This is a genomic window from Pseudomonas syringae group sp. J254-4 (assembly GCF_032586855.1).
Taxonomy (GTDB): Bacteria; Pseudomonadota; Gammaproteobacteria; order Pseudomonadales; family Pseudomonadaceae; genus Aquipseudomonas; species Aquipseudomonas amygdali.
This window is the reverse complement of sequence record NZ_JAWHOO010000019.1, coordinates 71687-91225: the sequence shown is the minus strand read 5'-3', so window position 1 is coordinate 91225 and position 19539 is coordinate 71687. Positions and strand designations below refer to the sequence as shown.

Below are 19539 nucleotides of genomic sequence, written 5' to 3'. Positions count from 1 at the left end.
AGTCCTTAGATAAGTCCGAGCTTGCCCAGCTCGATCTGCGCGCTGAGTGCGTCGTGGGCAAGGGTCAGTCCAGCTATCTCGCTAGCCTGTACGAGCAGCTCGGCGTTATGGATCTGCACCGTTGGTCCGCTCAGCACCACAGGGCAGGTGATATTGGCCAGTAAACGGGGCAGTTGGGCCACATTCAGGGCTTTGCTGGAGTACAGCAATATGCCACGTGGCTTAAGGTATTCCGCGGCCAGCGCCAGCTCACCGACCGGCAAGGGCCAGTCGAACACCTCGACCGGGCAGTCGGCACTGCTCACCAGCCAGGCCGCAAGCCACAGGTGTGGTTCGAGCGGCAGATCGGACTGATTGACCAGCAGCAGCGGGCTGCCATTGAGCTGGCGGTTGTTGTGGTAGATCCGTGCGCCAAACTTGCTGCGCAGCCAGGAGTAGAAAAACGTGCGCTCCAGTTGTGCGCCGAACTTGCCTTGCCAGCGCTGCTCCAGTTCGGCCAGCAGCGGCAGCAGCAGCTGTTCACACAACGTGCGCGGCGGGTACAGCGACATGGCCTGATTGAACACGTCATCGACCCGGCGTTCAGCCAGTTCGCCGATCGCCACCAGCAGTGTCTGACGCAAGGCGTCCCAGTCGTTGGTCGGCGGCAGGGCGTCCTGGCGGTTGTCATCGATCAGGCCTTTGACCTGGCTCACGGAAACGCCACGGTTGAGCCAGGTCAGAATCTTCATGACGCGCTGCACATGCTCGTCCGAATAAAGCCGGTGGCCTTTGGCGGTGCGGTGCGGGACGATCAGTCCGTAACGGCGTTCCCAGGCGCGCAAGGTAACGGCGTTGACGCCTGTCTGCCGTGCGACCTCGCGGATAGGCAGCCAGTCGCCCGGCACCTCTGTGTCTGTTTCATTCATGAGTCAAATCGCATTGCGCAGGCTGAGGTTTTCCGGGTGGGGCTGCATGTACACCTGCAGCGCTACATACGGATCCGGATGTTGGCGAAAATGATGCTTGAGCAGGGTCAGCGGCACGATCAAGGGGATGATGCCCTGGTGATACTGGGCGATGACCTGCTGGATTTCCTGCTTGTCCTCACTGGTAATGGTTTGTTTCAAATAACCACACAGGTGCTGCAGAACGTTGGTGTGAGTACTGCGCGTGGCGCACTTTTTCAAGGCAGCCATCAGTTGGCTGAAATACAGCGGCGCGATTTCGTTCGGGTCGGTACGGCCCATGCTGCCAAGCATTTTGCCCAGTGCCTTGTATTGCACCGGGTCGTTGGCCATCAGTTGGTATTTGTAACGCGAGTGAAATTCGGTCAGCGCGCGTCGGGTGACGCCGTCTTTCAATAATTGTTGCCAAGCGGCATAGGCAAACACGCGGGTCACGAAATTTTCCCGCAGCACGGCATCATTCAGACGCCCGTCTTCCTCGACCGGAAGGTTGGGGTGGCGCTCGCAAAAGGCCTGCGCGTAGATACCACGACCGCCGCCGTCTACCGGGGCACCGTTTTCGCGGTAGACCTTGACTCGCTCCAGGCCGCAGGACGGGGATTTCTGCATGAAAATGTAACCACAGATATCACCCAGCTCATCGGCCATCTGTATGCCGTAATCCGCCAATGCCTCGGTAACGTCCAGGTCACGATTGACTGTGCCGAGCGCCTTTGGATTTTCTGCGTCGCCTACCAGCCTGATCGGCTCGCGGGGGATACCCATGCCGATAGCGACTTCGGGGCACGCCTGGACGAAATCGAAATACTTGCTCAGCGCCTGCGTACACAGATGAGATTCCTTGTGGCCGCCATTGAAGCGAACCTCGGCACCCATCAGGCAGGCACTGATGCCTAGCTTGGGTTTTTCGATTGCGGACATTGGCATCGGTCACCTCTACAGAAGACTTGTACAGATAGTTAGCGCTGTACAACTTGTCTTCATCATAGGGGGATAGGTGTACAAGTCAAATTCTTTGTAGAGGGTTTTGAAGACTGCTCCGAAATGGCCAGAGCCAAAGCTGCGTTCGCACGCATTCCGTGACGCAGAGCGCCGCGAACTGCATGCTGGCGCGGAGCATCGGCACGATAATCATCTGAATCCGGGCAAGCCAGCTACTTCCAGCCCATCCGCCACGTATCCGCCTGCTGCAGCACCTGCCACGGCAGGCGCTCGCTGCGCTGGGTCAGCACGGCCTGCAGCTCGATTTCCAGCACGGTGCCTTCTTCGTCCTTGAACAGCTCTGTCACCAGAAAGTGTTTTTCCCGGTTGAGCGGGGTGGCTGCTGTCCATTTCGACAGCAGCAGTTTGCGGGGGTTGATCTGATTCATTGCAGGTGTTCCAGCAGTCGGCGCGCTGCTTCCTGGCCACTCAGCCAGGCGCCTTCGACGCGCCCTGACAGGCACCAGTCGCCACAGACATAAATGCCCAGGTCGGCATCCGATAGCGCGCCCCATTCATGAGAGGTGGCAGGTCGTGCATACAGCCAGCGATGCGCAAGGCTGAAAGCCGGCGCGGGCATGGCGCAGTCGATCAATTCCGCAAACGCGCCGTGCAAGTGTTCGATCACCTGTTCTCTGGAGGCGTCCAGGTTCTGTCGGCTCCACTGGCTGGTAGCGTGCAGGACCCAGCTATCAAGCGTGTCGTCGCGTTCGGGTTTGCTGCGGTTGCGGGCCAGCCAGTCAATTGGGCTGTCCTGTACGAAGCAACCCTGCATGGGAGTTTGCAATGGGGTTTCAAAGGCCAGGGCAACTGCCCAGGTCGGATCCATCTTGACGCCTGCCGCCACACTTGCCAGCGTCGGTGCGGCGGCCAGCAGGGCAGTGGCCTGAGGGGCCGGGGTGGCGATGATCACGTGACTGAAAGGGCCATGGTTCTCGCCTTCGGCATCCAGCAGGTTCCAGTGCTGCTCCCCGCGGAACACTTCAGTGATGCGGCACGAGAACGAAACCGGCAGATCGCCGCGCATCGCCCGGGTAATGGCGCTCATGCCAGGCGTGCCGACCCAGCGCACTTGCTCGTCCGGCGATGGGCTGAGCCTGCCGCCGTGAAAGTTGTAGAGCAAGGGCGTCCACTCGGCGACGTGCCCTTGGGCCTGCCATTGCTTCACGGCGGTGGCGAAACGTCGGTCACGAGCAGTGAAATATTGTGCGCCCATGTCCAGCGAACCTGCGTCGCTGCGCTTGCTGGACATTCGACCGCCGCTGCCGCGGCTTTTGTCGAAAAGGTGCACCTGATGCCCGGCGGATGTAAGCGCCTGGGCTGCTGAAAGTCCGGCGATACCGGTACCGATGATTGCGATAGGGACAGTCATAGGGGCCTCGTTACCTTGTCTGTACAGACTACGCCGTAGTTAAAACCTGTACAATCTTCTTCTTTGGTATAACTTGCAGTGGTTTCGGAGTTTGCCTGTTGAGTCACATTGCTGCTTTCAGGGTCGAACGTGGCAGCCATAAAGGCAAGGGCCTCATGGCTGCGCTCCATTAAGCTGTGGCCTATGGTTCAACTGACAGTTTCGTTTTCCGGACAAGCGTCACGGAGATCGCCACTGGTAAAAATAAGACTACTCAATTGTCACGTACGCCACGCGAGGTTATCTGCCATGCACATATTGCTGACCGGTGGTACTGGTTTGATAGGACGAGCGCTCTGCCGTTTCTGGTCTGCTCAGGGCCATGAACTGACGGTATGGAGCCGAAAACCCGCCGATGTCGCCAACCTGTGCGGCGCGTCGGTGCGTGGCATTGCCAGCCTTGATGAATTGGGTGCGCAGCCGGTGGATGCAATCGTCAATCTGGCGGGCGCGCCTATTGCGGATCGCCCCTGGACCCGCAAGCGTCGCCTGCTGCTGTGGGAAAGCCGCATCGGGCTGACCGAACAACTGCTGACCTGGCTGGGTACCCGCTCGCAAAAGCCTGCGCTGATGATTTCCGGTTCTGCGGTCGGCTGGTACGGCGACAGCGGCGAGCGTGAAATCGATGAAACTTCACTGCCTGCCAAAGAAGATTTTGCCAGTCAGTTGTGCAACGCATGGGAAGAAACCGCGCAACGTGCCGAGTCGCTGGGTGTACGTGTGGTGCTGATCCGTACCGGACTGGTGCTGTCGGACCGCGCCGGGTTCCTGCAGCGCTTGTTGCCGCCCTTCAAGTTCGGCATGGGCGGGCCTATCGGTAATGGCAGGCAATGGATGCCCTGGGTTCACATTGACGATCAAATTGCGGCGATTGATTTTCTGTTGAATACGAATGAAGCAAAGGGTCCTTATAATGTTTGTGCGCCATCACCGGTGCGCAATCGTCAGTTTGCCAAGGTATTGGCAGGCATTCTGCATAGACCGGCATTCATGCCCATGCCTGCGCTGGCCCTGAAAGTATTGCTGGGTGAGCTTTCGGTACTGCTGCTCGGTGGCCAGCGTGCCCGGCCGGAGCGTTTGCAGGAAGCCGGTTTCACATTTAAGTACACCGAACTCGACACTGCCCTGCAGGATTTGCTGGGTCGCCACTGAACGCTTTGAAATAGGATGTTGCATGACCGATCACGCTTTGTTGCTGGTCAATCTGGGTTCGCCTGCTTCTACTCAAGTGGCAGACGTGCGCAGCTATCTGAACCAGTTCCTGATGGACCCCTATGTGATCGACCTGCCGTGGCCCGTCCGCAGGCTGCTGGTCTCGCTGATTCTGATCAAGCGGCCAGAGCAGTCCGCGCATGCCTATGCGTCCATCTGGTGGGATGAAGGTTCGCCGCTGGTGGTGCTGAGCAAGCGCCTGCAGCAGGCGATGAAAAAAGAGTGGTCGCACGGGCCGGTCGAGCTGGCGATGCGCTATGGCGAGCCGTCTATCGAAACGATGCTGACGCGCCTTTCAGAGCAGGGCTTCAAGAAAGTCACCTTGGGGCCGCTCTATCCACAGTTTGCCGACAGTACCGTGACGACGGTGATCGAAGAGGCCAAGCGCGTGGTGCGCGCCAAATCGTTGAAGATGCAGTTCTCGGTTTTGCAGCCGTTCTACGATCAGCCCGAATACCTGAGTGCGCTGGTGGAAAGCGTGCGGCCGCATCTGGAACAACCTTACGACCACTTGCTGCTGAGTTTCCATGGTTTGCCCGAGCGGCATTTGCACAAGCTCGACCCGACCGGCAAACACTGCCTCAAGGACGATTGCTGCATGACCGCGCCGGCCGAAGTGCTTGCCACCTGCTACCGCGCCCAGTGCATACAATCGGCGGCGGCGTTCGCCAAGCGCATGGGCATTCCTGACGGCAAATGGTCTGTGTCGTTTCAGTCACGTCTGGGGCGTGCCAAGTGGATCGAACCCTACACCGAGGCGCGTCTCGATGAACTGGCTGCGCAGGGCGTGAAAAGGCTGCTGGTCATGTGCCCGGCATTCGTGGCTGACTGCATCGAGACCCTGGAAGAGATCGGCGACCGTGGTGCCGAGCAGTTCAAGGAAGCGGGGGGAGAGGAACTGGTGCTGGTACCGTGCCTGAACGACGACCCCAACTGGGCGAAAGAGCTGAACAGGCTTTGCGAGCGAGCGCCGTTGATGCTGTGATGCGCCGCACGCAATAGTCGCAGAACTATCGTTCCTCACGCTCCAGCGTGGGAATGCCTTGGGTGACGCTCTGCGTCACAGATCTGTGCAGCGCCACAGCTTCAAAATCGGACGCGAAGCGTCCAGAACGGCATGCCGACGCGGAGCGTCGCAAGATAGTCAAACTATCGTGCCTCACGCTCCAGCCATTACAGCAACTGATCATCCGGCTTGTTGCGCTTCCAGCTGTCATGCCCCGGCAGGACCAGGTTGAGGATGATCGCGGTGATGGCGCACAGGGCGATGCCCTTCAGGCCAAAGTCGTTCGGGCCGTTGCCGGTGCCGATCAGTACGCCGCCGATTCCGAATACCAGCGTCACCGAGACGATGACCAGGTTGCGGGCTTCGGCCAGGTCGATCTTGTGGCGGATCAGCGTGTTCATCCCCACCGCTGCAATCGAACCGAATAGCAGGCACAGAATCCCGCCCATTACCGGCACCGGAATACTCTGCAGCAACGCACCGAACTTGCCGATGAACGCCAGGGTGATGGCAAAGAACGACGCCCAGATCATGATCTGCGGGTTGTAGTTCTTGGTCAGCATCACTGCGCCGGTCACCTCGGCGTAAGTGGTGTTGGGCGGGCCGCCAAACAGGCCTGCGGCCGTCGTGGCGATGCCATCACCGAACAGCGTGCGATGCAGGCCCGGCTTTTTCAGGTAGTCGCGCCCGGTCACACTGCCGACTGCGATCACGCCGCCGATGTGCTCGATGGCCGGGGCCAGAGCAACCGGGACGATGAACAGAATCGCCTGCCAGTTGAATTCCGGTGCGGTGAAGTGCGGCAGTGCCAGCCAGGCCGCGTCAGCAATCTTTTTCGTGTCGACCACGCCAAAGTAGAACGACAGCGCAAAGCCCACCAGCACACCTGAGATAATTGGCACCAGACGGAAAATCCCTTTGCCGAACACCGCCACGATCAGAGTCGTGAGCAACGCGGGCATCGAAATCAGCATGGCGGTCTGATAAGGAATCAGCACTACGCCGTCGCCGGTCTTGCCCATCGCCATATTGGCCGCAATCGGGGCCATGGCCAGACCGATGGAAATAATCACCGGCCCTATCACCACCGGAGGCAGCAGCCGGTCGATGAAACCTGTGCCCTTGATCTTCACCGCCAGACCGAGAAAGGTGTAGACGAAGCCTGCCGCCATCACGCCACCCATGGTCGCGGCCAGACCGAACTGGCCCTTGGCGAGGATGATCGGGGTGATGAACGCAAAGCTCGAGGCCAGAAACACCGGCACCTGACGCCCGGTGACAATCTGGAACAGCAATGTGCCAAGGCCTGCCGTAAACAGCGCCACGTTTGGATCGAGCCCGGTGATCAGCGGCATCAATACCAGTGCGCCAAAGGCCACGAACAGCATTTGCGCGCCGGAAAGAATCGTGCGCCACAGTGGATCGTTGAACTCCTGCTGCGTCATCGGGTTACGCGTCCTTCTGTTTGGTGCCGAAAATCTTGTCACCGGCATCGCCCAGGCCCGGAATGATGTAACCGTGTTCGTTCAGACGCTCGTCGATGGAGGCGGTGTAGATCATCACGTCCGGGTGTGCCTTCTCTACGGCCGCGATGCCTTCAGGTGCCGCGACCAGAACCATCGCGCGGATTTCCTTGCAGCCAGCCTTCTTCAGCAGGTCAATGGTGGCGACCATCGAGCTGCCGGTGGCCAGCATCGGGTCGATGATCATTGCCAGGCGCTCGTCGATTTCCGGGACCAGTTTTTCTAGGTAAGTGTGTGCCTGCAGGGTTTCTTCGTTGCGGGCCACGCCGACCGCGCTGACCTTGGCACCCGGAATCAGGCTGAGGACGCCGTCGAGCATGCCGATACCGGCGCGCAGGATCGGCACGACAGTGATTTTCTTGCCCGCGATTTTCTCGACTGAAACCGTACCGGCCCAGCCCTGAATGTCGTAGTTTTCCAGGGTCAGGTCAGCCGTGGCTTCATAGGTCAGCAGCGCGCCGACTTCCTGAGCCAGCTCACGGAAGTTCTTGGTGCTGATGTCGGCGCGGCGCATAAGGCCGAGCTTGTGGCGGATCAGCGGGTGACGGATCTCACGAATGGGCATGGGGAAAGGCTCCAGCGGGGCAAAAATCGGTCTAGGTTAATCTATTCAGCTGTTACTGTCTTAAAGCACGTGCAGTATCGTTACGAAGCTTCGACGTTCGCGGCTTTTGCAAGACACACGCAACGTTAGTCCAGAATCACTTGCTCTGGCTTGAACGGATGCGTACCTTTGCCCGCTTTTCTCAAACTGCCTTACCTGGAGAGCGTCATGTCCGCTGATCTCGAGCATATCCGTCAAATCATGCGCGAAGCCGACTGCCTGTACACCGAGGCCGAAGTGGATGCTGCCATTGCCCGCGTCGGCGCGCAGATCAATGCCGAACTGGCCGAACGCAACCCGGTGGTGTTCTGCGTGATGAATGGCGGCCTGATTTTCTCTGGCAAGCTGCTGACTCATCTGAATTTCCCGCTGGAAGCGTCCTACCTGCACGCAACACGCTATCGCAACGAAACCACTGGCGGCGATCTGTTCTGGAAAGCCAAACCCGAAGTCTCGTTCATCGACCGTGACGTGCTGATCATCGACGACATCCTCGATGAAGGTCACACCCTGGGCGCCATCATCGACTTCTGCAAACACGCCGGTGCCCGCGCTGTGCACACTGCCGTGCTGATCGATAAAGACCACGACCGCAAGGCCCGCCCGGACCTGAAAGCCGACTACGTCGGCCTGCCGTGCATCGACCGCTACATCTTCGGTTTCGGTATGGACTACAAAGGCTACTGGCGTAACGCTGCCGGTATCTATGCGGTCAAAGGGATGTAAGGCATTCTGACGACCGCTTCTGCGAACAGGGGCGGTCGTCGATTCGCGATTATATGGAAACCCTCAATGAAGCTAATGATTCCCGGCGCTGTGGCGTTGGTGCTGTTGTCTGGTCTGACAGTTGCTGCGCCGGTATCGGCCAGCCCGATGCACGAGCAATATCTGCCGCCTGATGACCTGAGCCTGCGTGAGGGTGCGCCCGAGCAGCAACAGTTGATGCGTGTCACCGAATACACCATCGTTGCCGGTAACCAGCGGCAATCCAGCCAGCAGCCGATTCCGGTCACTTCCCCGCTGTCGCTGCGCCTCAAAGGCAAGTCGTTGAACAAGGGCGCGTCCATTTCACAGGTGCTTGTGCACTTTGATGGTGGCGATAGCAAAAGCCTGAAAAAGCCGACCTACGACGAGCCAACTAGCACCCTGACGCTTTATTACCCACTGGCCCAGTACCGCGTACTGGTCGACTTGCTGCGCAACGAGAAGGTTTATTGCCAGTTCCTCAGTTACGCCAACGGGCATATCTGGGCCGATTTGCATACCACCTCTGCACGTGCGCGTTGAGCGCTGTGCTTGCCGAGGGGTAAACTGCCCGCCCGTGAAAGTGTCTGCGACCTGCTGGAGCCTGTAATGCGTAAAGATAAGAAGCAGTTGATTGGCGATGAGATCGGCGATGAGCAGATCAAACTGTTCCTCGACTTCGAGCCGTATGATGCTACCTCGCCGTCGCTGCACAAACTGATCAAGGCCTACCGTGGGCTGCGCATCAACGATTTTGAACGCTTTCTGGTGTTTTTCAGGGAAGCGGGCCACGACTTCGACGGCAAGGACGAGCACGACAACGACTTCATTGCCCTGATCAAGGATCAGCGTAATGCCGATGAATACATCGAACTGATCGAAAAAGCCCGTACGTAATTATCTTGCCGATGCACCGCATTGCCAGGGCTGGACGCAGAGCGTCCGGAACTGCATTCCCACGCGGAGCGTGAGGAACGAGAGGCGCGCGGGAGAACACCTCTCGTGGCAATGCTTCTTGTTGCCAGGGCTAGGCGCGGAGCGTGAGAACTGCAGTCATTTGCGCGCCTGATACGCCTTGCCGTAATGCCGTTCCAGCCTGGACTGCAACAGCTCCAGGCCGATCGACATGATCCAGTACAGCACCGCTGCAGTGGTCAGCATTTCGATGTATCGATAGCTGGAGCGGCCATACGATTGAGCCAGAAACATCACCTCCCAGACGCCCATCACTGAAATCAGTGACGAATCCTTGAGCATGGAGATGAACTGGTTGGTGGTCGGCGGAATGATCGTGCGCATGGCCTGGGGCAGGGTGACGCGCCAGAATATCTGCGCAGGGCGCAACGCCAGGGCCAGTGCGGCTTCTCGCTGTCCGGCTGCGACGCCGATGATTCCCGCGCGAAAAATCTCGCTCAGGTAAGCCCCGTAGTTGAGCGACAGCGCAATAACCCCCGCCGCGATTGCGCCGGGCACGATGCCCAGTTGCGGCAAGCCGAGATAGATCAGCAGAATCTGGATCAGCAGCGGCGTGCCGCGAAAGAACGACGCATAAAAGCTGGCGATGCCGAACGCCACTGCACTGCTGGACAGCCTCGCCAGTGCGGTGACAAAACCCAGCAGCACTGAAACCACAATCGAACACAGCGAAACAAACAGCGTCAGTGCAGCGCCCTGAAGAAAGCCGTTGGGAGCCAGGTGCAGGCCGATCAGGTTGGGCAGTTTGTCGAGGATGATCGCAAGCTTCAGATCGAAACTCAGAAAGAAGCCGGCGAACAGCACAAACATGACCAGCCAGGTCAGGTACAGCCGCGTACGGAAACCGAAAACTCGCTTGAGCAGGCCTTGATCAGCCTGCTCGGGTGGGCGTTGGGGCTGGAAGGAAGTCATTTGCTGATATCAGCACCGATCCACTTTTGCGACAGCTTGCTCAGCGTGCCGTCTTTCTTGAGTTCGGCGAACACTTCGCGAACCTTGGCGTCCCATTCCGGGTCGTCCTTTTCGATGGCCACGGAGTTGGGTTCTTCGTACAGCGTTTCGCCCGCCAGCTTGAAGCGCTTGTCCTGGTCCAGACGCGGTTTTGCCGTCACCAGATTGGTCAATATGGCGTCCAGCCGCTTGCCAGCGCCCAGCCCCAGGTCTTGAAACGCCACATTGTCGTTGTCGTACGGGGCAATCTGCACATCGTCGAACGGGTACTGCAGTGGCTTGTCTTCCGCACCATCGATGACCAGATTCTTGTTCAGGTAGCTTTCGTAGCTCGAGGCGCTGGTCAGGCCGACTTTCTTGCCGCTCAGGTCCTTGGCCGAATGAATGCGATCATCCGAGGCATTGACCACAATCACCGCAGGCGATGCGTAATACTCGACCGGGAAGTTGAAGACTTCAGCGCGTGCCTTGCTCGGGGTCATCGAGCACACGCAGATGTCGTAACGGCCGCTCCAGTGGCCTGCGGCGATGACATCCCAGGAGGGCGTTTCGAGGCGCAACTTGACGCCCAGCTTTTGCGCCACGGCCTTGGCGACATCCACGTCGAAACCGTCGAGTTCGTTCTTGTCATTCAGGAAAGAGAAGGGCGGGTAACTTTCCATGAGGACGTTGACCAGCTCTTTGTTTTTCTGCACGCGATCCAGCGTGGCACCGGCCAGGGCTTGAGTGGAGGCAGCCAGAGTGACCAGGCCAATGCCCAGCAGAGCGCGATAGTTCACAGAAATCCCCTGAAAAAGTGTTTGTAGTTTGATTAAAGGGCCGTATTAAATACGTTATACAAGACTGACTCATAATGAGTTTTTTTCATATACATATAAGCAGATCACATATGACGCAAGGCACAACTGTAATTCTTGATGGCGGCATGGGCCGTGAACTGCAGCGCCGCGGTGCCCCGTTTCGCCAGCCTGAATGGTCGGCTCTGGCATTGAGCGAAGCACCTGAGGCCGTCAGTGCGGTACACGCCGCTTACATCGAAAGCGGCGCTCAGGTCATCACCAGTAACAGCTATGCCGTCGTGCCGTTTCATATTGGCGAAGAGCGCTTTGCCCGCGAAGGTCAGGCATTGGCAGCGCTGGCCGGGCGACTGGCGCGTGAGTCGGCCGACGCTTCTGGCGGTCGTGCAAAGGTGGCAGGTTCCATTCCGCCGCTGTTCGGCTCCTATCGCCCTGACCTGTACAAGCCGGAACTGGCCGCCGATGTTCTGAAACCACTGGTTGCCGGTTTGTCGCCGTACGTCGATCTGTGGCTGGCCGAGACGCAAAGCTGCATTCTTGAAGCGCAAACCATCCGCGCCGGGTTGCCCAATGACGGCAAACCGTTCTGGTTGTCGTTTACTCTTCAGGATGAAGACACCGATGAGGTGCCGCGTTTGCGTTCAGGCGAGCCCGTTGCCGATGCGGCAAAGGCTGCTGCCGGGATGGGCGTTGCGACGCTGCTGTTCAACTGCAGCCAGCCAGAGGTGATTGGTGGTGCAATCGATGCGGCGCGTGAGGTGTTCAAAGCCCTGAACGTCGACATTGCCATTGGTGCCTACGCCAACGCTTTCCCGCCGCAACCCAAGGACGCCAAGGCCAACGACGGTCTGGATGAGCTGCGAGAAGACCTTGACCCGCAGGGTTATCAGCAGTGGGCGGCAGACTGGGTAACGCGCGGTGCCACGCACATCGGCGGCTGCTGCGGCATTGGTCCGGAGCACATCGCTGTATTGTCCAAAAGCCTCTGACTGACGTTCGCAACAAAAAGCCCCGTGACTCGGTAGAGCCACGGGGCTTTTTGTTTATACAGCGTTTCAGATGCACAGGGCTTTCATGGCAACGCAATCAGCTCAGGCGAAACTCTGCTCCTGACTGCTTTTCTCGACCAGCTCCAGCGCCTCGTCATTCTGGGCGCGGACGCGGTTATACAACTGCGCATCGGTTTCGAGGATCTTTTCCCGAGCCGGGAAAATCTCGTCGAGTTTGGCAGCCCACTCGGTGCGGGTTTTCTCCGGGAAGCAGCGTTCCAGCAGTTCCAGCATGATCGACACGGTGACAGAAGCCCCCGGCGAAGCACCCAGCAAGGCGGCCAGCGAGCCGTCCTTCGCGGACACCAGCTCGGTGCCGAATTGCAGCACGCCGCCTTTTTTCGCGTCTTTCTTGATGATCTGCACGCGCTGACCGGCGATTTCGAGACGCCAGTCTTCGGCTTTCGCTTCCGGATAGAAGCGGCGCAGCGACTCCAGGCGTTGCTCCATCGATTGCATCACTTCGCTGACCAGGTACTTGGTCAGGTCCATGTTGTCGCGGGCCACTGCCAGCATCGGTTTGATGTTGGCGACGCGTACCGATAGTGGCAGGTCGAGAAACGAACCGTGCTTGAGGAACTTGGTGGTGAAGCCGGCATACGGTCCGAACAGCAGGGACTTCTTGCCATCGACCACGCGGGTGTCCAGGTGTGGCACCGACATGGGCGGCGAACCCACGGCTGCCTGGCTGTAAACCTTGGCCTGATGGTGTTTGACCACTTCCGGGTTGTCGCAACGCAGCCATTGGCCGCTGACCGGGAAGCCACCAAAACCCTTGCTCTCTTCGATGCCTGACAGTTGCAGCAGCGGCAATGCTGCGCCACCTGCACCGAGGAATACGAATTTGGCATCTATCTCGCGTGTGCCGCCGCCATTCACGTCCTTGACGCTCACGGTCCAGCCTGCGCCGTTGCGGGTCAGGTTGGTGACCCGGCTGCGGTACTTGATCTGCGTGCCCGGAGCGCTGGACAGATGGCTGAGCAGTTGATTGGTCAGTGCGCCAAAGTTGACGTCAGTGCCGTTCATCATGCGTGTTGCGGCAATTCTTTCATCAGCCGGCCGCCCAGGCATCATCAGCGGCATCCACTCGGCCAGCTTTGCCTTGTCTTCGGTGTATTCCATCGACGAGAAGGCGTGATGCTTGCTCATGGCTTCAAAACGGGTCTTGAGGAACGAGATGCCGTTTTCGCCTTGCACAAAGCTCAGGTGCGGGACCGGATTGATGAATGAACGGGCTGAACCGAAGGTGCCTTTGCGCGCCAGGTAAGCCCAGAACTGTTTCGAGACTTCGAACTGGGTGTTGATGTGCACCGCTTTCTTGATGTCGATAGAGCCATCAGCCGCAGGCGGCGTGTAGTTCAGCTCGCACAGACCAGCGTGGCCGGTGCCGGCGTTGTTCCACGGGTTGGAACTCTCCGCAGCACCGGAGTCCATCAGCTCAACGACTTCCAGCTTGAGGCCGGGGTCGAGCTCCTTGAGCAATACCGCCAGAGTGGCACTCATGATGCCCGCTCCGACCAGTACTACGTCGACTGCTTCGTTATGCGCCATTAACGCGTCTCCAAAATCTGCAGCACCAAATTGACGGCATACGATCCTGAGGCTGGTTGCCAGGTGTTCGGGGTCTGGATCAAAAGGGTGCCCTCGCTTTCCTGGCCAGGATCGCCTGACCGATTCTTCGCAATTTTCCGCATTTAAAGCGCAGGTCCCGGTCAGGCCCGGTCATGGTTCATCAATGTTTCATGAACGCATTTCCAGGCCCGCAAGGCCATTCGACCATCGTCAGGGAACCCATCGCCCGATGGGCTCCTGTCGATGGCGTCAGGCTCCGGTGATGGAGGCGCAGTCGCGGTCAGTCCTGTTCAAGAGAGCCGGTTCAGAGGCTGATGGTGCATTTACAAACGCGTACCTATTCATTTGCTCGCCACACTCTTGTGAAGTAGTGAAACCCGTTTTTCACGTCCTTTTGGGAACGTGAACCAAACCTCAAAATGGCTGCGATGACAGCGCTGGCAGGTCAGGGGCACCAAGAGTGAGGCGCTGGCGGGCGAGAAAGGTTCGATACGATTCGAGCATTCTTCACCTTTCATCGAGCACACTCGTGCGCACATGACCTGTGTGGGCGGCTCTCTGTGGGCAGTACGAAGGCGCTAATACGGTGATTAGCAATGCTGCGAGGCCCGATCAGGAGACGTCCTTATAATCGGGGGGAGATTATAGCGATGAAATGGCAGGAATTGATCGCTTTAAATGACTTTTATTCTCTATCGGGTCAGGCGGTGAGCAACTGGCCGCGCGTTGAACGTGCGCTGTGCTGTGTCACCCGGGCGCTGGCGGGCAGTGGCTGGTTCAGCCAGGCAAGTCGTTGCTCGGTCACTTCCACCCACTCGACGCCAGACGGGCGTTGCGCACAATGCTTGAACGCGCAGCAAATGCCTGCCTGATCAATGCGTGCGTAATAGCGATGCTGGTGGCGTGCGGTGAACAGAGACCGGAACAGATTCATGGCGCAGCTCCTGTGACGTGGATGAGCGTCTGTGCGATGAGGGCGAGTCTGCCAACTGGATGTGACGCCCTGATTACATTGCGCTGCACGAATCATTGCCTAAGCTGCTGCCTGAACCCCGAGACGTGCCGAATGTCCGAGGCTTAACGGTCAGCGCCCTCTGGTTAGCGGCTGTTGCTGGCCGCTATACTGCGGCACATTCAGTGTCTGGCCCATGGAGAAATGAGCATGCTGCGTCGCATTTTGTTCGGTTTGCTTGCTGTAAGCAGTTTGACCCTGGTGGGCTGTGCCCACAGTCCGCAACAACTCAGCCCCACTCCCAAGCTCAACGCGCAGCTTGCGGCCGTAGGGCGTGGTCAGCCTGTGGTGGTGCGCGTAGTCGACGGCCGCCCTGGTCCGACGCTGGGCACGCGTGGCGGCATGTACCCGGAAACCAGTGCCATCAGCGTCAACGGTGCGGATATCGTTCCCAAGCTTCAGGCTCAGGCCGAGGCGGCAGTACGCCTGTTGGGCTTTACGCCGACTCAGGGTGGCAACGCTCCGCAGTTGACCGTGACCCTGGCAGACTTGAAGTACCAGTCGCCCAAAGAAGGTCTGTACGTGACTGAAGCCACCATCAGCTCGACGTTCCGCGCTGACGTACGCAATAACGGTCGCAGCTACAGTGGCCGTTACGCCGCATCGCTGGATCAGCGTTTCGGCATGGCCCCGAACCAGGAAACCAACACCAAGCTGGTGAGTGACGTGTTGAGTGATGCACTGACCCGCGTCTTCCAGGACCCGACCATCGGTTCGACCCTGGCGCAGTAATCCCCGCAGCGAAAAAAAGCCCGGCCCTTGTTGAGGGGGCCGGGCTTTTTGCTTTATTCGGTATAGGCCGTGAGGTCGTTGTCAGGCTCAGGCTGCCTGCTGATAAAAATCCAGAAAACTGAAACCGGTGTCCTGATCCATATCCGGCAGGTCATGATGAACGTGCCCGCCCAGTGCGCAATAGACCAGCCAATGGCGGTCCTGAACGTTGAAGGCCAGACCGTCGATCAACTCCTGCTGTTCATCGCTCTGGGCGATGAGGTAAAGGCGATCCTGATTTTTTGCGTGCAGCATGACAAGCTCCAAAAAGAGGGAAGTCCGTTTCTCGAGGAGCCACACAATGAGGGTGTCACGTTACGCTTGGGTGACAGTGGCAGCGAATTGTCATGCAGGATGTTTCTGGAACACCGCCTGGATCAGAACAAGCCCTGTGGGAGCGAGCCGGGCGACGCTTCGCTTGCTTGCGAAGGCGGTGTTTCAGTCAATGCATTTTGGGTGACGCTCTGCGTCACGGCGCGCTGACGCGCTCAAGACCGGACGCAGAGCGTTCAGAGCGGCGTACCCACGCGGAGCATGGGCACGATAGGCGTTCGCAGTTCTTAAAGCGCCAGCCCGGCCTTGACCCGGTACTGGTTGCGCACCGGTGTCGCGTACTGCTGAATCAGGTAAGGGCGATGCTCGGTCGGCACGCCTGCCAGGCGACCTTCCCATTCATCTTTGGCGCGTTCGAGTTCGTCGGCCGCAAACACTGCGGACGCTGGCGGTACGTCGAGGCTCGGGTCGGCGTCGCTCCATTGCGCGTACGCCAGGTAATGCACCGGGAACAGACGATAGCCGCCTAGAATCTGCCGGTCCATTTCGATAGCCAGTTGCTTGGTGTCCTCGAAGTGCTCGGTGATCGGCGGCGCGAAGTTCACATGCACGCGACCTTTATAGCCAGTGATGCCCAATGCAATGCTCACGTCGTCTTCGCCCGGCGTCTTGGTGTATGAGCCGGTAGTTGCACGAATGTACAGCTCGCGGGCCTTGGCGCTGTCGCACGGATCGTACTCATAGCTGATCGAAACCGGGATCAGGTTCAGAGAGCGAATCACGTCGCCAAACGGCTCGTCCTTGCGGCTCATGTGGAACATTTTGAGGATTGCCGACTCGGTGCGGTCGTCACCATCCTTCGCGCGGCCTTCGGCCTGGGCGATCCAGATGGACTGGCAATCCTTGGTAATCGAGTGGTTGATATACGCCGACAGCAATTGGTAAGCCGCCATTTTCTCGCGCCGCCCGATAATCGAGCGGTGCACTATGAAGCTCTTGTTCAGGCGCATCAGGTCGCTGACAAACGGCTTTTGCAGCAGGTTGTCGCCAATGGCAATGCGCGGAGTTGGCAGGCCTGCGTGGTACACGGCATAGTTGACGAACGCCGGGTCCATGACGATATCGCGGTGGTTGGCCAGAAACAGATAGGCACAACCGGACTTGAGCTGCTCGACGCCGGTGTAGGTGACTCCGTCCGTGGCGCGCTCAATGGTGTGGTCGACGTAATATTCGACTTTGTCCTGCAGCGTGGCGACCGAGTCGATACCGGCAAACTCGCGACGCAGCTTGCGCGCCAGTGTCGGCTGCAGCAGCCAGCCGAATGCGCCCGCCAGGCGGGGAAAACGGAATCGGGTCAGAATTGCGAGAAAGGCTTTGTCGCTCAGCAGGCGTGCCAAGACGGCGGGGACTTCTGCATCGTTGTACGGTCGGATGGCATCAAATTCGCCCATCATGCTCTCTTGTTGGAATCGGATAGGGTAAAAAGAAGACGTACTTGTTAAAACAGCCTTCTGAAGAATGGGGCAATTATACGCATAACTGATCCCGGAGACCTTGATGCAGGAATTACAGAGTTACGACTGCCCTTATTGCGGCGAGCCTGTCGAGGCCGTACTGGACCTGTCCGGTGGCGATCAACAGTACATTGAAGACTGTCCGGTCTGTTGCCGCCCGATCATTTTCGACCTGCAGACCGACGGCGAAGACTGGAACCTGGATGTTCGCAGCGAGAACGAGTGATGCAAAAGATCTACGAGCCCGAGAACCTCATGGAGGCCGAGTTGCTGCTGGCAATGCTCGCCAGCGAAGGCATCAAGGCGCATCTCGCCGGTCGCGACCTGCTCGGTGCGATGGGCGAGCTGCCGGGGCTGGGGCTTCTGGCGCTCAAGGTCGACGATGCACAGGTCGAACGGGCACGCGAGCTGATCACTGCGTACAATAGCGCTTCGCCCTTGTCTGGCGATGAGCCGGACGACTTCCCCGATGTACTGGTGTGCTGAGCACCTTCAATAGAGTCTGATTAGCCCCCATGTGTGGACGCTTCGCCCTGTTTCGCTGGACCCCTGCCTTTGCCGCCTTGCCCGGTTTTCCCGCCGATCAGCAGGCGCAATGGAACATTTCGCCAGCCGACTGGGTGTTGATCATGCGTGCCGCCGAAAACGAGGGCGGTATCGAACTGGTGCGTGCGCGCTGGGGTTTGACCCCGGCCTGGCTCACCGATCTGTCGAAAACTCCCGCCCATGCCCGCGCCGAAACCGTGGCCGAGCAGCCGATGTTTCGCGATGCCTTCACCCATCGCCGCTGTCTGCTCCCCGCCAACGGCTTTTACGAATGGCGCGGCACGGTGCGCAAGCGTCCGTTCTGGCTGACGCCGGGGGAGGGCGCCGCGCTGTTTTTCGCCGCCATCTGGGAAGCCTATCCGGTGCAGGGGCATACGTACCTGAGCGTCGCGGTGGTCACCCAGGCGGCTGCGACCCAGCGTCGGCCATTGATTCTGGATGCCAAGGGCCAGAAAGACTGGCTGGCCGCCGACACGCCGCTGCCGACCCTGCAAGCCTTGCTGGCTGCCCCGCAGACCGCATTGCGAGAGCGACCACTGGCCAATCTGGTCAACGATCCGAAGCTCAATGCACCTGAGTGTCTGACGCCATTGAGCTAGGCGGGCAGGGATAAGACCGATGAATCAGACAAATCCGATATCCGCCTTGAAGCGCATCTGATACAAACTGGACATACCTGCGGGAACCATCCACCTCTGTCAAAGACCAAGATGCCAGTTGGCCGGTATCTGGCGCAGAGGTCTGCCCCGGGACTGACCGTTTTACACACAAGGAGATACACCATGCGTCCTTCATTTGCCTTCTGTGCCTTGAGCGCTGCGTTGCTGCTCGGCGGGTGTCAGGCAGTCAATACCACGAGTGGCGACTCGGTCGGTGTGGAGCGCAAACAGTACATGTTCAGCATGCTCTCCACGGATGAAGTCAACAAAATGTACGCCCAGTCCTACCAGCAGACCGTTGGCGAGGCGACCAGCAAAGGGGTGCTGGACACCACCAGCGCCAATGCCAAGCGGGTTCATGCAATCGCCAATCGACTGATTGCCCAGGCGCCCAAATTGCGGCCTGATTCGGCGCAGTGGCAGTGGGAAGTCAACCTGATCAAGAGCGACGAGCTGAACGCCAATTGTGGTCCTGGCGGCAAGATTTTCGTTTACACCGGTCTGATTGATACCCTCAAGCTGACCGACGATGAAATCGCTGCGGTCATGGGCCACGAGATCGCCCATGCCCTGCGCGAGCACGGGCGTGAAGCGATGTCCAAGGCATACGGCGTTTCAATGGCCAAGCAGGGCGCAGGTGCCTTGCTGGGATTGGGACAGGACAGCCTGGCGTTGGCAGATACCGTGGTCAACTACAGCCTGACACTGCCCAACAGCCGCAGTAACGAGAACGAAGCCGATCTGCTCGGTCTGGAACTGGCCGCACGTGCCGGTTACAACCCGAATGCGGCGATCACCCTGTGGCAGAAGATGACCCAGAACTCCGGTGGTTCGCAGCCTGAGTTCATGAGCACTCACCCGGCCTCGGAAAGTCGCATCGCTTCGTTGCAGGCTGCGATTCCGAAAGTCATGCCGCTGTATCAGGCTGCCCCCAAATCCTGAGTGAATGAGTCGCCCGTAGCGTTGCGAGTGTCTTTGCAACGCTACGGGCC

The 19539-nt window shown here is 58.9% G+C and carries 23 protein-coding genes; 11 read left to right on the top strand and 12 right to left on the bottom strand.

The genetic code is table 11. The annotated features are described in order from the left end of the window. Positions 1-5: 5 nt before the first annotated feature. The 4 genes from RYB09_RS20730 to RYB09_RS20715 all read right to left on the bottom strand — a co-directional run bounded on the left by RYB09_RS20730 (position 6) and on the right by RYB09_RS20715 (position 3300). Positions 6-908, bottom strand: a complete 903-nt coding sequence (locus RYB09_RS20730) for a MerR family transcriptional regulator (RefSeq protein WP_002552162.1) — start codon at positions 906-908, stop codon at positions 6-8. A gap of 3 nt (positions 909-911) precedes the next feature. After that, on the bottom strand, positions 912-1868 hold the full coding sequence (locus tag RYB09_RS20725) for a YbgA family protein (protein WP_058402381.1): 957 nt from the start codon (positions 1866-1868) through the stop codon (positions 912-914). Between the two features lie 233 nt (positions 1869-2101). After that, entirely contained in the window at positions 2102-2317 is a 216-nt protein-coding gene (locus RYB09_RS20720) for a TIGR02450 family Trp-rich protein (RefSeq protein WP_002552164.1), read from the bottom strand. After that, positions 2314-3300 (bottom strand): NAD(P)/FAD-dependent oxidoreductase, encoded by a 987-nt coding sequence (locus RYB09_RS20715; RefSeq protein ID WP_316890005.1) that lies wholly within the window; start codon positions 3298-3300, stop codon positions 2314-2316. The genes RYB09_RS20720 and RYB09_RS20715 overlap by 4 nt, the downstream gene beginning before the upstream one ends. A gap of 288 nt (positions 3301-3588) precedes the next feature. Between RYB09_RS20715 and RYB09_RS20710 the strand changes: the two genes are divergently transcribed. After that, entirely contained in the window at positions 3589-4491 is a 903-nt protein-coding gene (locus RYB09_RS20710; protein ID WP_316890002.1) for a TIGR01777 family oxidoreductase, read from the top strand. Between the two features lie 22 nt (positions 4492-4513). After that, complete coding sequence (hemH, locus tag RYB09_RS20705; RefSeq protein ID WP_316890001.1) at positions 4514-5536, top strand: ferrochelatase; 1023 nt, start codon at positions 4514-4516, stop codon at positions 5534-5536. 188 nt (positions 5537-5724) lie between these two features. Here the strand turns inward: hemH and RYB09_RS20700 are convergent, their stop codons facing one another. Both RYB09_RS20700 and upp read right to left on the bottom strand, forming a co-directional pair. After that, a complete protein-coding gene (locus tag RYB09_RS20700) occupies positions 5725-7002 on the bottom strand; it encodes a uracil-xanthine permease family protein (RefSeq protein ID WP_002552169.1) in 1278 nt (425 codons plus the stop codon). Between the two features lie 4 nt (positions 7003-7006). Continuing rightward, on the bottom strand, positions 7007-7645 hold the full coding sequence (gene upp / locus RYB09_RS20695; protein WP_002552170.1) for a uracil phosphoribosyltransferase: 639 nt from the start codon (positions 7643-7645) through the stop codon (positions 7007-7009). Between the two features lie 207 nt (positions 7646-7852). Here upp and RYB09_RS20690 point away from each other — a divergent pair, with 207 nt between their 5' ends. From RYB09_RS20690 to RYB09_RS20680, 3 genes are all read left to right on the top strand, one after another. Continuing rightward, complete coding sequence (locus RYB09_RS20690) at positions 7853-8410, top strand: hypoxanthine-guanine phosphoribosyltransferase (protein WP_002552171.1); 558 nt, start codon at positions 7853-7855, stop codon at positions 8408-8410. Between the two features lie 66 nt (positions 8411-8476). Next, positions 8477-8971 carry a hypothetical protein gene (locus RYB09_RS20685; RefSeq protein ID WP_230017543.1) on the top strand — a complete coding sequence of 165 codons (495 nt, stop codon included), beginning with the start codon at positions 8477-8479 and terminating at the stop codon, positions 8969-8971. 66 nt (positions 8972-9037) lie between these two features. Next, positions 9038-9325, top strand: a complete 288-nt coding sequence (locus tag RYB09_RS20680; RefSeq protein WP_316889999.1) for a PA4642 family protein — start codon at positions 9038-9040, stop codon at positions 9323-9325. Positions 9326-9481: 156 nt separating this feature from the next. Here RYB09_RS20680 and RYB09_RS20675 read toward each other — a convergent pair whose 3' ends face one another. Together RYB09_RS20675 and RYB09_RS20670 are read right to left on the bottom strand one after the other, a co-directional pair. Continuing rightward, entirely contained in the window at positions 9482-10315 is an 834-nt protein-coding gene (locus RYB09_RS20675) for an amino acid ABC transporter permease (protein WP_058402416.1), read from the bottom strand. Then, complete coding sequence (locus RYB09_RS20670; protein ID WP_002552174.1) at positions 10312-11133, bottom strand: ABC transporter substrate-binding protein; 822 nt, start codon at positions 11131-11133, stop codon at positions 10312-10314. The genes RYB09_RS20675 and RYB09_RS20670 overlap by 4 nt, the downstream gene beginning before the upstream one ends. 110 nt (positions 11134-11243) lie before the next feature. On the opposite strand from RYB09_RS20670, the gene RYB09_RS20665 reads away from it, so the two are divergent. Further along, entirely contained in the window at positions 11244-12140 is an 897-nt protein-coding gene (locus RYB09_RS20665) for a homocysteine S-methyltransferase family protein (RefSeq protein ID WP_058402417.1), read from the top strand. A gap of 102 nt (positions 12141-12242) precedes the next feature. On the opposite strand, the gene mqo is transcribed toward RYB09_RS20665, so the two are convergent. Next, positions 12243-13751, bottom strand: coding sequence for a malate dehydrogenase (quinone) (gene mqo, locus RYB09_RS20660; protein ID WP_058407978.1), 1509 nt, complete (start codon positions 13749-13751; stop codon positions 12243-12245). 721 nt (positions 13752-14472) lie between these two features. Then, a complete protein-coding gene (locus RYB09_RS20655) occupies positions 14473-14706 on the bottom strand; it encodes a hypothetical protein (protein ID WP_122259514.1) in 234 nt (77 codons plus the stop codon). A 228-nt stretch (positions 14707-14934) separates the two neighbouring features. Here RYB09_RS20655 and RYB09_RS20650 point away from each other — a divergent pair, with 228 nt between their 5' ends. Beyond that, positions 14935-15516, top strand: a complete 582-nt coding sequence (locus RYB09_RS20650; protein WP_002552178.1) for a YajG family lipoprotein — start codon at positions 14935-14937, stop codon at positions 15514-15516. A gap of 87 nt (positions 15517-15603) precedes the next feature. Here RYB09_RS20650 and RYB09_RS20645 read toward each other — a convergent pair whose 3' ends face one another. Continuing rightward, a complete protein-coding gene (locus RYB09_RS20645; protein ID WP_057413506.1) occupies positions 15604-15810 on the bottom strand; it encodes a hypothetical protein in 207 nt (68 codons plus the stop codon). A gap of 305 nt (positions 15811-16115) precedes the next feature. Continuing rightward, positions 16116-17279 (bottom strand): 1-acyl-sn-glycerol-3-phosphate acyltransferase, encoded by a 1164-nt coding sequence (locus RYB09_RS20640; protein ID WP_010192881.1) that lies wholly within the window; start codon positions 17277-17279, stop codon positions 16116-16118. Between the two features lie 106 nt (positions 17280-17385). Here RYB09_RS20640 and RYB09_RS20635 point away from each other — a divergent pair, with 106 nt between their 5' ends. The 4 genes from RYB09_RS20635 (at position 17386) to RYB09_RS20620 (ending at position 19489) form a co-directional block, all read left to right on the top strand. Next, a complete protein-coding gene (locus RYB09_RS20635) occupies positions 17386-17568 on the top strand; it encodes a CPXCG motif-containing cysteine-rich protein (protein WP_002552181.1) in 183 nt (60 codons plus the stop codon). Next, positions 17568-17828: a DUF2007 domain-containing protein gene (locus RYB09_RS20630; protein WP_057421880.1), complete on the top strand. Its 261-nt coding sequence runs from the start codon at positions 17568-17570 to the stop codon at positions 17826-17828. Before RYB09_RS20635 ends, RYB09_RS20630 begins: the two co-directional genes overlap by 1 nt. A 29-nt stretch (positions 17829-17857) precedes the next feature. Continuing rightward, on the top strand, positions 17858-18487 hold the full coding sequence (locus RYB09_RS20625) for an SOS response-associated peptidase (protein WP_058402420.1): 630 nt from the start codon (positions 17858-17860) through the stop codon (positions 18485-18487). Positions 18488-18670: 183 nt separating this feature from the next. Beyond that, positions 18671-19489 (top strand): M48 family metallopeptidase, encoded by an 819-nt coding sequence (locus tag RYB09_RS20620; RefSeq protein ID WP_003365550.1) that lies wholly within the window; start codon positions 18671-18673, stop codon positions 19487-19489. The last annotated feature ends 50 nt before the right edge of the window (positions 19490-19539 follow it).